Raw genomic sequence first — 15090 nt, forward strand, 5'->3', positions numbered from 1 at the left:
CGCTGTATCCCCTTTTGTTTTGCTTGACTAACGTGTAAACTACAGTGTATGGAGAAGAAGAGCAACGAGTGGATTGCTTTTTAAAAAATTCATTTCATAATCAGGATTGAACTAAGGAAAACTAGCCTTGATTACAGGATTGATTACTGAATTACTGAAGTCATTATGAAATGGACTTATCTAAATGAATATACAGAGGTGTAACGATTGGCAAACTTTGAACAACTAGGCATTCGCCCGGAATGGTGCGAGATCCTGAAACATCAGGGCATCACCGTGCCGACTCCGGTACAGGAGCGTTCGATTCCGGTACTGCTGGGTGGACGGGATATTATCGCGGAGGCACAGACAGGTACAGGGAAAACGCTGGCTTTTTTGCTGCCGATTATTCAGAAAATCAATGTATCCGATAGCTCCCCGCAAGCGCTTATTATCGCGCCTACGCGTGAGCTGGCGCTGCAGATTACGGAAGAAGCGAAGAAGCTGACTGCAAATGATGATAAACTGCACGTGCTTGCCGTATATGGTGGGCAGGATGTGGAGAAGCAACTGCGCAAATTGCAGAACGGCATCCAGATCGTTATTGGTACACCAGGTCGTCTTCTGGATCACCTGCGTCGCGGCACGCTCAAGCTGGATAATGTAAAAAAATTAGTACTGGATGAAGCCGACCAAATGTTACACATGGGCTTCCTGGACGATGTGGAGACGATTCTTAGTGAACTGCCACATAAACGTCAGACGATGTTATTCTCAGCTACGATGCCTAAAGGCATTCGGAACCTGGCGAAGAACTACATGAAAGATCCTGAAGATGTGAAAGTGTCTTCCAAATCAGTTATTCCGATCAATCAGATTCGTCAGCAAGTGCTGGAGTGTACGGATCGCGGTAAGCTTGAAGCTCTTCGTGGCATGATTGATACGTATAATCCATATTTGGCGATCATTTTCTGCCGCACCAAACGTCGTGCATCCAAGCTGAATGAAGATCTGCGTGAAGCAGGTTACGCGAGTGATGAACTTCATGGGGATCTGTCCCAATCCAAGCGTGAGAACGTGATGAAGGCATTCCGCGATGCCAAGCTGCAAGTACTCGTTGCGACAGATGTAGCCGCACGCGGACTTGATGTAGAAGGCGTCACGCACGTATTCAACTACGATATGCCACATGATGCAGAAAGCTATATTCACCGGATTGGCCGTACAGGTCGTGCTGGTGGAACAGGTCTTGCTGTAACGTTTGCAACACAGCACGATAGACCGGAGCTTGCGCGTATTGAGGAAGGCACGAATCAGAAGTTGAACCGTATTCAGTGGACAAGCGAAGGACCCGTTGCTTCGACGGGAGCAACCCGACGTTCCATTAACAGTCAGGATGATGAAGAACGTTCAAGCGGACGCTCTTCCGGTACAGGCAGTGCCCGTCGTGGCTCAGGTCGTAACGACCGTAGTGATGGTGGACGAGGCGGTCGTGGTTCCCGCAGCAGCGAAGGTGGCCGTAGTGGAGGTCGTAGCGGTGGACGCAGCAGCAACAGCAGTCGTGGCGCAGCGGGTCAAGGTGGAGGCGGTGCAGGTCGCAGTAGTGACGAGCGCAGCTCCGGTCGTGGTACCGCACGCACCAGCAGCGGTGGTGGCCGCAGTAGCGATAGCCGCGGTGCGGGCCAAGGCGGACGCAGTGCAGGTCAAGGTGGTCGCAGTGGCGAAGAACGTAGCAGCAGCGGCTGGGCTGGCCGCAGCGCAGACACGCGCAGCTCCGGTCGCAGCAGCGCAGGCACAGGCTCACGCCGGCCGGACTCCGCAGGGCGCGGACCGGCGAAGAGCGACCGCCGCGATTCTCGTCGCGGACGGTAAATCTTCTCGCGCAAGCGGCGTTGCAGCCGAAATTGCGCTGTTGTACCATGCCATGCCACATCGATTTGGCATGGCGAATACGAGAGGGTTCGGGTACACATGTACCGAACTCTCAGATCAAGGGTCGCGACGGAGCCACGTTGCGTCCCTTTTTCCCATACATATATGCAATTGAATTCGTCTTTACATTCTTACACGTTCAGGGGGGAGCAACAAATACAGCAGAGCGTCACCTCGCGAGGAAGTACGATGGTAAATTCGATCGTAAATAAACGACTCGGGTTCTCTCATGAGAACGCACCAAAGCTCAAAAACACCTCATCCTAGACCTAAGGATGGGGTGTTTTGTAGTCAACTCTTATATCATTAGAATCATAACATCGACACCTGTAGCCGACACACATGCAGGGATAGACCAATTTTTATTCGTCTAAATACAAAGATAAGTTTGCACTATATGACGTTTACCATTCCACATCTATCATCCTTATACATGAACATCTGCGTACTGATCCCGATATTTCTCGTTATACACCCGGCCCACCGACTCTGCCAGTCCTCCGCGTGCTTTGTTCGGATAGCGTTCAATCGTGTGATAGAGCCGCATGAATCGATCCTTGGGCATAAAGCGGGCATAGCGGGTAATAAGACTAGGGAACAGTTCAATATATTTGCTCTTGCGTACCGCGGCAGCAACTACGGATGTGAGGATCTGAATTCCGTTGTGGAGTTGCAAAATGTTCACTTCATAGGTCGCGATATACCGGATCGCATCTTCACGGATCAATTCCGGCTTCAGCCGGGCAATCTCACCGATATATTCAGCGAGCAGCCGCTCGAAGCTGCGTAGCAGCAGGGGTTTAAGCTGCAGATCCATATCACTGCGCAGGACGAAGGATTGTAACAGCGCCACTTGTTGCAGTCGAATACGATCATTGTAGACGAGTGAGCCGATCTCACGGAGCATCTCATACGCGAGCGCTTCATTCTGTTTGCGAGCTTCGGCGACCAAGGCCCAGTTGCGGTTGATACCCTGCCGGATGATTTCCTCATCCTGTTCCAACATGCGCTTCATCTCGCGTAACTGCTCTATCTGGAACGAACGTTGTTGCACGAAGATGAGTCCTGCCAGAAGCAGCAGGGAGATCGTCGCAGCCATCATGGTCTGATCGATCGTTTCACCCCAATAGGTGGCCGCTGTACCGAACAATATCGTAATGAACAGGTCACGTGCAATTCGGCGTTTCACCCGGGAAGCGGCCTTCTCTTGAACGGAATTCAGGGTGCCGCGACCACAGGCCGTGCACTGCTCTTCCCACAGGCAGGTATACTGTCCACAACGTGTGCAGACTTGCAACTTTTCATAGGCATATGTCGTTCGGTTAAAGGGTCGGATCGATACAACTTGTTTAGTACTCATGCTCAATCACGCTCACCATTCAGAATAGTGTAGAGGGTACGATCTGCGTCTTCTCGCGAGACCGGCTTCCGTCGATGAAGCTGGAAGCTGATGGCCTTGATCATGACAAAAAGAAACAATATGGCGAGGCATCCGTATGTAACCATAATTCGTTCCCTTCTAATGGCTTGATCATCAAGCACTGTTATATTGCAGTTTGCTGGCAATAACTATATCATATTTCCATAGTTGGAACTTTTGTGCCAACAAAAGGCGTGATTTCGTCGATTTTTGTCATTCATTACAAAACTGTAACTCAAGATAGGGGTGCTTTTCAGAATTTATTAGCAGACTGTTAAGATTTCCTTAAGGCTTGACGCCTATAATAAACTATTCCCATTTTAATCTCAAACGTGAAGGAGTACACCTAATGCTGCGGACACGCAAAATACGCTGGCTCAGCGGAACTCTGGTTCTGCTGGCATTTCTAACGCTACTGTTACCTCCGGCGTTGCTGCCACAAGCTGCAGCGGCTCAGGCACAGACGAGCGGAATCGATGCGGTACTTGTAGCCGATGTAAGTAACTCGATGAATACAAGTGATCGCGATAAGATCAGTAATGAAGCCATGAAAATGTTTATTGATATGCTGCCGGTCCAGGGGGACAAGGTAGGAATTGTTGCTTATACCGATCAGGTGGAGCGGGAAAAGGCGTTGCTTACGATTCAGTCCGATGCGGACAAGAGCAATCTGAAAAAATTTATTGACCAGCTCGGCCGGGGGCCATATACCGATGTCTCTGTAGGTGTAGCCGAAGCCGTGAATATCCTGAACCATGGTGCAGATCCATCCCACTCACCGATGATCGTGCTGCTGGCTGATGGCAACAATGATTTTAATAAAACCAAAGGTCGTACACAGGCACAATCGGATACGGATCTGGCAAAGGCCGTGAAGGAAGCACAGGATCAGGGCATCCCGGTATACACGATTGGACTGAATGCAGATGGCAAGCTGAACAAGGATGCACTCGCAGACCTCGCGAAGCAGACCGGAGGCAAATCGTTTATCACCGATACGCCGGATGATCTGCCGCAGATCCTGAGTGAGATCTTCGCCGATCATGCCAAACTGAATGTGGTGAAGCTGCCCTCTGTAACGGGAAACGGCAGTTATCAGGAAGTTACCGTGAACGTTCCAAACGACAGTGTACTTGAAGCGAACATCTCGATTATGTCTTCGAAACCGGTGGAAATACAGTTAACGGACCCTTCTGGCAAGGCTGTTAATTTGAACTCGGATGCAGCCAAGCTCTCAACGTCGAAGAGTTATTCGCTCGTGAAGCTTCTCAAACCGGAAGAGGGCGATTGGAAACTTCGGGTAAAAGGGGCTCCGAAAGACAGCATTGATATCAATCTGTTGTTCAACTATGATCTACAGCTCGTTGTGGACCCAATTAAGACCAAGTCCTATACGAAAGGGGACAAGGTTGATCTTGCTGCCAAGCTGGAGAATGGCGGTCAACCGCTTCAGGATCAGGATCTGTATGCTGATATGAAGGCCACGCTGGTTGTGAAAGATGTCGATACAGGCAAAAGCGAGGAACAACCGCTGGAAAACACAGGTTCTGGTTTTGCCGGAACGTTTGAAGTACCAGACAATCATCATTATGAATTGGTCATCCGTGCAGAAGAAGACAGCTTCTACCGTGAAAGTGCGCCAATCACCATTAATGCGGGGGGAGCAGCCGGAAGCGGGACTCAGCCGACAACGTCAGGCGGGGAGCAGGACAAGTCATTCCCTTGGTTGCCAGTCATTTTAGGTGTTGTAGCCCTGATTGTGGTTGCTGTTGGCGGCTGGTTCCTGATGAGCTGGCTGAAACGCAAAAACCGTGGATTCGTCGGTCAGATGATTGTGGAGATTCGCGATGAGAACACCGGAGACAAGTCCTATCCGCAATATAAAAAGTTAGCGTCCTTCCGGGGCAGATTTCATCTGCATCAATTGTTGCAACTGGACCCCGAGCTGAAGGAAACCGAAAAATACGTATTTACGCCCAGCAATGGGGATCGAATTATAATCCGTAACACCGCAGGCGGTACGCTGGAGAAATCCGGTCGTGCAGTCGATGCAAGCTCAGGCGTTGAACTGAAGAACGGTGACCGACTGAGCATCCCGCTGCAACAGGCGGACAAAACGATTTTGATCGAGTACTTGGTGTGAAGGATTATTGGGTTTAAATTGATTGTTTGGTTTAAAAGGAATGCCAATAAAATTTGGGACCAACTGTTTACACGAGAACGCAGAGGACAGAAATAACGTGAAGAAGCGGAAGCGTTCGCCTTTATCCCCGGATTTTCACTTTGTAAAAGTGAATTGAAAAAATCTGGGGATAACAGCGATCGGAAGGTTATTCTGTCATCGGAGTGGCAAGTGTAATTAAGTTGTAGTTCCAACTTTGTTAATCAAAGGGAGGACATGGAATGAAACCGATTGTTAGAGAACATATTCAACAACTGGATGTATCACTTGGCGGAGGTATTGTCAGTGAGAAAATCCGGGTCGATACGATTGATAACCCCATTCTGATTATCGGTCTGGGAGGAACGGGCATTGATGCGCTGCTACGTCTGAAATATCAGATTAACCGTCGTTTCAAGCTGCCACAGGACCCGGTATCCAAGAAAAAGATGGATAAGCCCGATAATGTGGAATTCCTTGCTTTTGAAACGAACGAACAAGATCGCGCCAAAAAGTATAAAGGGATCGGACTTGATCCGATCAATGAATTCGTATTGCTATCCAATGCCGAGATCGGCGGACTTTTGCAGAACCGCAGTGTGCTGGAGCCGTACATCACGGACTGGCTCTCTCCAGAACTGAGCATAACAGATGGTATGAACGGTGCCGCTGGGGTGCGTCAGGCGGGACGTCTTCTTCTGTTTACCAAGATTAATCAGGTCGTACAGGCCATCGACAAAAAGATCAAAACCTTATCTGTAGGCACCAATAAAAAACTGATGGTATTCCTGCTGACAGGTCTGTCCGGCGGTACAGGAAGCGGTTGCTTCCTCGATATTTCCTATATCGTGCGTGGTATTATTGAACGTGACCACGGCTCTGCCGGAATTGACCGTGTCAATACACTGGGCTACCTGTTCACACCAGACGTGAACTTGTCGAACAAGAGCCTGAGCGAACACACCCGTGAATACATTCGCAAGAACGGATATGCAGCACTCAAAGAGCTAGATTACTGGATGAACGTAGACAGCCGTGGTGAGCGGTTTACACAGAAGTACGGCAATATCCTGACGGTTAACTCACCATTGCCGCCATTTAACCTGTGTCACCTGATCTCTGCGACGAACACCGAAGGCAAATTGCTGGAGAATGCCTACGATTACTGCATGAACGTCACAGCCGAGAATATTACGAACTTCATGGCGAGTGAGGAGAAGCAGTCTGGTGAGGAGTTCGCAATCCATGACTATATCAGCAACATTCGTACCAACATTGCACAGATGAACAAGGTATACCCGGCCAACTATGATTACAACATCATCGGTGCATCTTCGGCCGTACTGCCGATTGAAGAGATGACCACCTATCTGGCGTATCGCATGTTCAACAAAATGAATACCATGTTCTCCAAAGCACCGAACCAGGAGGATACCGAGAAGTTTGCCCGCAAGCTGGGCATTGATCTCGAAAGTGTGGTCAAGTCCTTTGAAGCCCGCGTGCCTGAGCCGTTGCCTGGTTATCAGAACAGCGAGCGTCTGTCCTATGGCAACGTGGTGAAATCACAGGTTGTGAATATGGACACCGAACTGGAACAGAACTTCCTGGCGCGTGCCCGTGAAGAATATATCAAGGCGAAGAAACAGTTGCCGGGTGAGATTGCCGGACAGTTCACCGAACAGATCCGGCGGATGTTTTTGCATCCCGAACAAGGTCCGTTCTATGTCTCTCGTCTGATTTATACGGAAAAAGGCTTCTGTGTACTGAAGATGATTCAGTCCTATATTGAAACACTGCGTGAGAATGCCTTCCGCATCCCGCGTGATATTGAAGCTGCTCAAGAGCAGTCGGAAGAGAAACTGGGCGATGCGAAGAGTGCTTTTGTCTCCAAAGAGAAGAAGAAGAATGCTTATATTGAAGCAAAAATTCATGAGTACTGGCTGCACGCCGACGTGGAACGCAACGATCAGATGATCGAGTTCTATGAAGACTTGTACGAACTGTTGAACCAGGAGAACAGCCGCATTTATAACGTATTTACCGAGACACTGAACGCCCTTAGCTCCATATTCTCCAAAAACGGCGATCTGTTGACACGCGGCGAGGAGCAGTCAGATCACAAAGGCAACAAGACCTATTACTGGAATGTGGTAAGTGTCCCGGATATCGTCGGTCTGGTGGACGGAATGCTGGATAAGCGCGATACGGATGATCTGATCCGTGACTTCTCCCGTGAATTGCTGGAGAACTCCAGCCAGTGGGTGAAAGAGAATGAGATTGATATCGTTAGCTCTATCTCCGACTTCCTGAGTGAGAAGTTCGGTGATCTGATTACCCGTTCCATGGAAGATTTCCTGGTGATTAAGTATGGACAAGACGAGTCCGTTGAGAAATTCGTGGAACGTTTCATTGCGGGCAAGCTGGATGATGAGGCGGTTCCGGTGTTCAATCTGAGCAACAGCACAGGCAGCCTGCACTTCCCTTCATGGGGATTCGTATCGGTACCGGCACAGGCGCCGGGCATTCTGAAAGGGATTCGCAACTATCAGAACAATGCGGTGGGCAAATCTCATTTTACCGTTAAGGAAAGTGAAGTGCGTAACCGGATTTTCTGGTTGAATACCCGCAACGGGGTACCACTCTTTGTGTATACACCGCTCAAGGTATATGAGGAAAGCTATGAACGTACCATTTTGGACAAAGAAGGCATTGGTCGTCACTTGGTGCAAACGGAGAAAAACAACTGGACCTATCTGCCATCTCCGATTCCGGAGAAATCATGGGGAGATGTGTACGAGAACGCTCGCGTGAAACAGTATAACGCCAGAGTGCGTAACGAATTCGAGCAGGCCCTCGGATACAACATCGTGACAGCCAAATCCATTGATGAGAATACAAGCAACCGTTATGCGATTGTGACAACCGAACCGTTTGACCTGTCTACGAAGCTCAGTGCCTACGACATGCGTCTAACATCCACTACACCGAATCTGGGCGAAGTAAAACGAGCTGTGGTTGAGCTGAAACGTCTGCAATCCGACGGGTTGCCGCGTGTAGGGGTGAAGGATATTTTCGGCAGTATTAATGAAGATATGGCCAAAGAAAACCTGGTACGCTCCCCGCAGCTGATCGCACGGGTACGTGAAGAACTGGCGAAGATGAATGCCATCTCGGCTAAAGTCGCCGAACTTGAAGGCATTCTTGCTCAGTACCAGGACGAGGAGCAGTGGTATGACCGCTTCATCGAAGCGTTATATACAGACACGATTGTCAAAAAAGGTGCGCTGTATGTCTACGACCGTGATCCTGAAGAAGATGCATGGGACCCGTTCGCAAACCTGATGAAGAGCCGTAATTTTGCCGAGTATGAAGTGTTCGGCAACTTCCGTGGGCTGGCCGAGAAGGATCGCAGTACACTGCTGCGCAAAGCCACACGCCGTGACAACGACCTTACAGCTTCCGAGGACATCACACCGCTGCTGGCGAAGTTGGATGATCTGGCTGCACTGTACATGGAATCGCGTGATCGTCTGGAGTATGAGCGAGTGGAGCTGGCGAACGGGGAAGACATCTACCAGTTCTACAGAACGATGTCGTCGAAGCTGAACGACATTCGCAGAAGGCTGAAGTAATGGTGGGGGCCGGAATGGAGCTTAGTCCGAACCATAACCTGAAGCGTGATCTGGAGACATATGCAGTACAGTATGCAACAGAGCAGGAACGTCAGGGCAGTCTGGGTGATGGACGCAGCAGCATCCATTACCCGGCCCTGTTTCTATTTGTGGGTGATCTGGTTGCGCCTGCCGTGTCGGCCGTGCGAGAGATCAATCGACTGAAATGGGATAATGGAGACGGCGTGGTCTATGTGCAGATCGGGACCGAAGATGAGACGGATGACCATCATAGTTCTGCACGTGAGCACAGCACGAATGACCCAAGTTATGGCAATCAAGCTTACACATCGGTTAACCCTCGCATGGATCGTTCAGGTGGAGGTGGAGCGAGCCATGGCAATGGCTCATCCGAAGAAGTGTCCGATGACGGGCAGGTAACTCGTCATCTGTTGCCGCTATCCATCGGGCAGACACAGCGACCATGCAAAACGCTGCGCAAAGATGTACACCGCAGTTTCCACGAATCCGGTGAGGCACTCTTCGGATTAAATCGTACGCTTCGGCGGGTTAGTAACCGGATTGCTGAATACGGGCGACTGTACTCGTCATTTGACCGAATTTACGTTACGGTGATCACCAGAGCGGATGATCCGTTGAATGTGCTGTTGCCGGAGATTACCAAGCTGACGGAGACCATTTTGTCCCAAGCCTTCAAATCGGTACAGACCGATCTGCATGTGCTGGTCAGTGAGATGGAACAGGTTGATTCCTTCGGATATGCCAGCGCAGCAGGTCTCGCGTTCTTGCGCGAACTGGATTATATGCAATCTCTGGACTACACATTTAGTGGTAATCTGTTGGTGACGGAGGATGGGATATCCATTCCCGTTACACATCCCGCATCGCCTTTGTATGATCTCGTCTATATCTTATCCGACAAAAACGAACGTGGAACCGGCGTTCCCGGCGGGTGGATCGAGAATGCCGAGATCATCTGCCGCATCTGTCTGTTGAAGAACCGAAAGCAGGATACGGATCATTCGGGTAGCGTTTCAAGCACGGGAGCGAACACGTACAACAATACATCCTTTAAAAACAATATTCGTACCACCTCGGATCAGCATGGCTATGCCAGTGCGGGTTTTGCCGAGATCAGGCGGCCCAACAAACCGATTGCCCTGGCGGTGTTATACCACCTGTATCGCTATCTGCTCGCACGCATGCGGCAGGAGCCGGATTGGAGCATCAAGGACAAGCTCGCTTTCTTCGGACTGGACGCGGCCTTGGTGGAACGCAAAGTTGAAGGATTGCTGCCAGATGAAGATCTGGTTGGAGGCATGAGCGGCATCATGACGCATAACGTCGGTTTCTCTGAGCTGAAGCCGCTCTCCCTACGTGAAGCGGAGAGAGCGTTGTTCGGACAAGGAGCCGAGTCATACTTCCGCGACAACGTAGTCCGACTCGTGGAGGAACGTGTGCACGAGCGCAGCTCTGGCGGCTCTCTGCGCCGTCAGGCCGAACAATCCCGAGCGGAGCATCCCGAGGTGGGTTACTTCCAGTGGGCAGCTTGGAGTGACGGTGAGCCTGGCAGTGTTCGTCAGGCCTTGCTTGGACTGATTCGGGATAAATCCACGCAACTGGAGTCTGCGCGTGCGTTGCTGGAGCAGCGTCAGCAAGAGCGGGTGGAGGATCAGTCGTTCAAACGAGCACTGTTCCGTGACAAGCAGAATGTGCGCAATCTGATCGATTGTATGCTGGAGCGGGTGTATGTGCCTAAGATTGAGCTGTTGCGACTGGAAAATGAACTGCATCTGCTGCGTATCTACGATACAGAGATGGAAGAGCTTCACCGCTTCAGCCGCCATGTGACAGCGACACTGGAAGCACTGGAACGCACCTTGCGAGAGATGGCTACCCAAAGTATCGCCGCTGCGGATGAATACATTGGACAGAACGTGATGGAGTACTACGGCAAGGTAACAGAAGAGCTGATTACCGATCTGGAGGCTAAGCGCGGACGAGATGTATGGTATGAAGACCGATACATGGGTGATATGAACAGACTCGCTACGGAAGGCAATGATCCATTGCTGAAACGTCTGATGGGGGTCTGCCATACGTTGCTACTCACAGCCGAGCCGTTGCGACTGCCATTTGAGGAAGAACTATTGCAACGGGCTAATGTAACGATTGCTTACGGAGACAAAGACGTATTAACCCGGGATGATCTGTTCCGCAGGTTGTACCACACGTTGGAGGATCAGGCTGTCGTTCGGGTACGGGTATTTGACTATACACAGGAACATCGGTATGAAGAGAAGTATTTCTTTGGTGACCATCACAGTGCCTTTATGGACTACGCAGCACATGCCGAAGAGACCTCACGGATTTACAAGCTGGGTGTGGTGTACGAGGAACGCAGCAGCGGTGTGGAGAAGCTGAATCTGATGGGTGGTTTCCATCTGGAGGATCTTATGGTGTATCGTAATGGCAGAGTGTATTACGACTCGTATATGGAGAACGGTTATGAACTGCATCCCGCCGATCTGGTGGAGAAGTTGTCACCCATGCGTTAAGACATCTGGTGGTGTCATGACACCCTGCTACAATTTTGAATTAACTCAGCCTGCTTAGGGCTGGTATGGAAAGGAGGCATGTGGACATGCAGCGAAAAATCAATCTTCTCCTGGTCCTGTTCAGCCTGATTGGCGGAGCAGTGGGCTTTGCGGCAGGGGAAATTATGCTGCGTCAATGGCTTGGGGAGATGCCACGTCTGTTGCTGATGGGATTATACTTCGGCGTACTGGCGCTCAGCGTTGGATTATTCTGTTTGATCGCAGAGATGATCTCACCCAAGCTGAATGGCGCTTCATGGAAGCTCCGATATCTGGGACTGTCGTGGAAATTGCTTGTTCCGGCAACACTCGCTCTGTTGTTTGTAGTTGGACTCAGCCTGCAATTGCTGTATCAGATCAATCCGGGCGGTGTGAAGCAAGTGAAGGACATCGTACTGATGATCGACAACTCGGGCAGCATGAGAGAGACAGATCCGGATAACGGACGCTTTGAAGCAGCCAAGACACTGATCAGCCAAATGGAGAGTGACAAACAGGTCGCTGTCATTACGTTTGATGACCGACCACAGTTGTTGCAACCGTTTATTGAGTTGGATAGTGAAGCGGCCAAGAATGAGGTTTATGGCAAAATCGATGGCATTGTCACGACTTCGGGTGGCACCAATTTTGATGCCGTGCTGCGTGAAGGCATGGAGCAGATTCAGGGCAAAGAGGACCCGAAACGTGGTACGGTGGTCATCTTGTTATCCGATGGCTTCAGTGAAGCGGATACGGCCGATGTTTTGTCCCAATATGCGAGTGAACAGATTTCCATCCATACGGTCGGCCTAAGTCTGGTGGACCCTTCGGGTACAGATCTGCTGCGCAATATTGCCCAGCAAACAGGCGGCATGTACTATGATGTACCGGATTCTGGTGGTTTGAATCTGGCATTCCAGCAAATCTACGATACGATTGATGAACGGACGCTGGTGACGGAGCGTACAGGCATGATGGAACAGAGTGTTTATCTGGCGATTTTCCGTGTGGCAGCCGTGCTGCTCATTGGCGTGGCGCTGGGTGTATCACTCGGACTTGTATTTGATAACCGTCACTTGGCGTTAAGCTTCGGCATCGGTGGGGCGGTATCGGGTCTATTGGCAGGCCTTCTCCTGGAATGGGGTCTGGACGGTTCGAACGTGGGCGATACATTCGTAAGGCTGGGTGCAATGCTTATCTTGTCTGGCGTATTAACCCTGTTCTCCTGGATTGTTCCGATGAAGGAGAATACACCGCGCAAGAGCCGTGGACGCCGTGATGCTGGCAGTGGAACTTCTTCAGCCGGAGGGTTCGATCAGCGAGCGAGAGATTCACGCAGCAAAGGATTTTAACGTCGGGAGGTCAATGGAAATGCGGTTTACGGATGCAGACCCTTCGACACCCCTGATTCGAAAGCTGACACTTGCGGTGGACGAAGGTCGTTGTACACTTCGCTGGCTTTGGCCGGAGCGGATAGCAGCTGTGTATGTCGAGCGGCTGGTGCTGGATATGATGAACGATGATCGTACCGGGGAAGAGGCTGCACAGGGCAAACTGAAGCTGTACACGAGAGAGGAATATAAGGCGAGCAATGGGTACACGGATCGGATCACGGGTTTTGGTGCCATCAAGTACACGGTGTATGTGTGTCAGATGCAGGAAGACGGGCCTGTGCTCATCCGTCAACGAGATGAGGATAATATGGTCATTGCGAGCGCAGGCAAGGCGGATATTCGCTTTGCCATTCGCTACAAGAGCGGGTTTTTTCAGAAACGAAAAAGTGTATTGATCACCGTCACAGCGGAAGTACCTGTTCCGAAGGAAGCACTCTGTTATGTTCGCAAGCAGGGCGGGGTTCCGCTGAATAAGGAAGATGGTACGGTGTACCCTTTTGTGAGTGATTTTGCTCCTGGAAGAAATGAGATGCCGCCCGTTGAAGTCGCCAAGGATGATTATGTGAGGTTATTCTTCACGGACGGACCGAAATATGGAGCGGCCTATAGGCTTATATCAGACTAGATAGGTAGTGCAAGTGTTAAATCACCTTAGTCTGACTGATCAGGGGAGGGGAGTGGCTATGAGCTTTTTTAGTCGGTTTTTGAAAAGACAACAGCCGGAGGAACGTCCGCTGTTCTACGATATTGTATGTCCTTATTGTTTCAGCAAGTTTTCACCGGAAGAGGTGGTGTTCCGCGCCGCCCATCACCGCGATGATGATGAAGACTACGCACTCGGGGAAGATGCGAAGTTGAATCGGTATCGTGAACGTTTCGGACTCGATACGGTATTTGATATGGAAGCCGTACTGGCTCCACATGATGTACCGGAGGAACATCGCATATATTCGGATAACATCGTGATGGGTCTGAATGATCGGTATGGTGTCGTTACACGCCGCCGGCTGTGTCCACAGTGTCACAACGAGTTGCCTGTTACGGCAGGCAAGGCACCGAGCAATATCATTTCCATCATTGGTGCATCGCAGGTGGGTAAATCCGTCTACATGACCTCATTGATTCATACGTTGCAGCATTATACCGCAGATCATTTTGATGCGGCATGTATGCCGCTGAATGCGGAGATCAGCCGCCGCTTCCGTGCGGATTATGAAGAACCACTGTTCGAACGGGGCGATCTGCTGGATTCCACGCAGAAAGAGAAGCTGCAGGAGCCGTTTATCTTCCAGTTTGTGTTTAAGGATGAGGATAAATCACCGCTGACGCTGGTGTTCTTTGACGTCGCGGGTGAAGGTATGGTGGAGCAGGATTACCTCGGACTTCACGGGCAGCACATCAAGAACTCGGCAGGAATCCTATTCATGGTGGACCCACTTCAGATTCGTTCCATTCGGGACAAAATCCGCATTAACCTTGGCAACGAGCCGGGTGAGTGGACCCCGCGATACGATGAACCGCGTGATGTAGTACTGACGATGTTCGGAGATTTTATCGCGTACCAGGATAAGGCCAAGACCAATATCCCGACGGCTGTTGTGCTCACCAAAAGTGACATGCTGCATTCCCTCAAGGACGAAGAGGGGGATTATATCAAATCCAACAGTAACGTCTTTCGCAATATGGTGCACCGCGATTATTTTGACTTAACCGAGTTTGAGAATATCGACGGGGAGATTCGGCGTTTTATTGAGAAGGTGGATCGCCCGTTCAAAGGCACGATGGATGTGTACTTCAAGGATACGGCCTACTTCGCAGTATCGGCGCTGGGCAGCAATCCGGTCGATATGAAGTTGCAGGGAGTAGTCAGCCCGATTCGAGTGGATGAGCCATTCCTATGGCTGCTGTATAAGCTGAAGTACATTGAGGGGAGAGTGGGATGATGCGTTCTTCCGTAACCCCGCCCATTGAACAACAGATGTATACCCGAGAGCGG

At 50.5% G+C, this 15090-nt stretch carries 9 protein-coding genes; 7 read left to right on the top strand and 2 right to left on the bottom strand.

Translation table 11 applies throughout. The annotated features are described in order from the left end of the window. The first annotated feature begins 207 nt into the window (after positions 1-207). Complete coding sequence (locus C0Q44_RS07945; protein ID WP_105406780.1) at positions 208-1851, top strand: DEAD/DEAH box helicase; 1644 nt, start codon at positions 208-210, stop codon at positions 1849-1851. A 487-nt stretch (positions 1852-2338) separates the two neighbouring features. Here the strand turns inward: C0Q44_RS07945 and C0Q44_RS07950 are convergent, their stop codons facing one another. Together C0Q44_RS07950 and C0Q44_RS30105 are read right to left on the bottom strand one after the other, a co-directional pair. Next, entirely contained in the window at positions 2339-3271 is a 933-nt protein-coding gene (locus C0Q44_RS07950; protein WP_105406781.1) for a hypothetical protein, read from the bottom strand. Positions 3272-3273: 2 nt separating this feature from the next. Beyond that, positions 3274-3417: a hypothetical protein gene (locus C0Q44_RS30105; protein WP_181150898.1), complete on the bottom strand. Its 144-nt coding sequence runs from the start codon at positions 3415-3417 to the stop codon at positions 3274-3276. Positions 3418-3680: 263 nt separating this feature from the next. Between C0Q44_RS30105 and C0Q44_RS07955 the strand changes: the two genes are divergently transcribed. From C0Q44_RS07955 to C0Q44_RS07980, 6 genes are all read left to right on the top strand, one after another. Next, positions 3681-5474 (top strand): vWA domain-containing protein, encoded by a 1794-nt coding sequence (locus C0Q44_RS07955; protein ID WP_105406782.1) that lies wholly within the window; start codon positions 3681-3683, stop codon positions 5472-5474. A 260-nt stretch (positions 5475-5734) separates the two neighbouring features. After that, entirely contained in the window at positions 5735-9124 is a 3390-nt protein-coding gene (locus tag C0Q44_RS07960) for a tubulin-like doman-containing protein (RefSeq protein WP_105406783.1), read from the top strand. After that, positions 9124-11682 (top strand): transcription initiation factor TFIID, encoded by a 2559-nt coding sequence (locus tag C0Q44_RS07965; protein ID WP_258166207.1) that lies wholly within the window; start codon positions 9124-9126, stop codon positions 11680-11682. Before C0Q44_RS07960 ends, C0Q44_RS07965 begins: the two co-directional genes overlap by 1 nt. A gap of 86 nt (positions 11683-11768) precedes the next feature. Further along, positions 11769-13052 (top strand): vWA domain-containing protein, encoded by a 1284-nt coding sequence (locus C0Q44_RS07970; RefSeq protein WP_105406784.1) that lies wholly within the window; start codon positions 11769-11771, stop codon positions 13050-13052. 19 nt (positions 13053-13071) lie between these two features. After that, complete coding sequence (locus C0Q44_RS07975) at positions 13072-13719, top strand: beta-mannanase (protein WP_105406785.1); 648 nt, start codon at positions 13072-13074, stop codon at positions 13717-13719. 58 nt (positions 13720-13777) lie between these two features. Further along, a complete protein-coding gene (locus tag C0Q44_RS07980; RefSeq protein WP_105406786.1) occupies positions 13778-15037 on the top strand; it encodes a TRAFAC clade GTPase domain-containing protein in 1260 nt (419 codons plus the stop codon). Positions 15038-15090 lie beyond the last annotated feature (53 nt).

The sequence above is a fragment of the Paenibacillus sp. PCH8 genome, from assembly GCF_002968835.1.
Taxonomy (GTDB): Bacteria; Bacillota; Bacilli; order Paenibacillales; family Paenibacillaceae; genus Paenibacillus.

Bases quoted from the DNA above. Each gene is read 5' to 3' on its own strand.
- C0Q44_RS07980 (WP_105406786.1), top strand. From the start codon at position 13,778: ATGAGCTTTTTTAGTCGGTTTTTGAAAAGACAACAGCCGGAGGAACGT.
- C0Q44_RS07970 (WP_105406784.1), top strand. From the start codon at position 11,769: ATGCAGCGAAAAATCAATCTTCTCCTGGTCCTGTTCAGCCTGATTGGC.
- C0Q44_RS07965 (WP_258166207.1), top strand. From the start codon at position 9,124: ATGGTGGGGGCCGGAATGGAGCTTAGTCCGAACCATAACCTGAAGCGT.
- C0Q44_RS07960 (WP_105406783.1), top strand. From the start codon at position 5,735: ATGAAACCGATTGTTAGAGAACATATTCAACAACTGGATGTATCACTT.
- C0Q44_RS30105 (WP_181150898.1), bottom strand. From the start codon at position 3,417: ATGGTTACATACGGATGCCTCGCCATATTGTTTCTTTTTGTCATGATC.
- C0Q44_RS07975 (WP_105406785.1), top strand. From the start codon at position 13,072: ATGCGGTTTACGGATGCAGACCCTTCGACACCCCTGATTCGAAAGCTG.
- C0Q44_RS07950 (WP_105406781.1), bottom strand. From the start codon at position 3,271: ATGAGTACTAAACAAGTTGTATCGATCCGACCCTTTAACCGAACGACA.
- C0Q44_RS07955 (WP_105406782.1), top strand. From the start codon at position 3,681: ATGCTGCGGACACGCAAAATACGCTGGCTCAGCGGAACTCTGGTTCTG.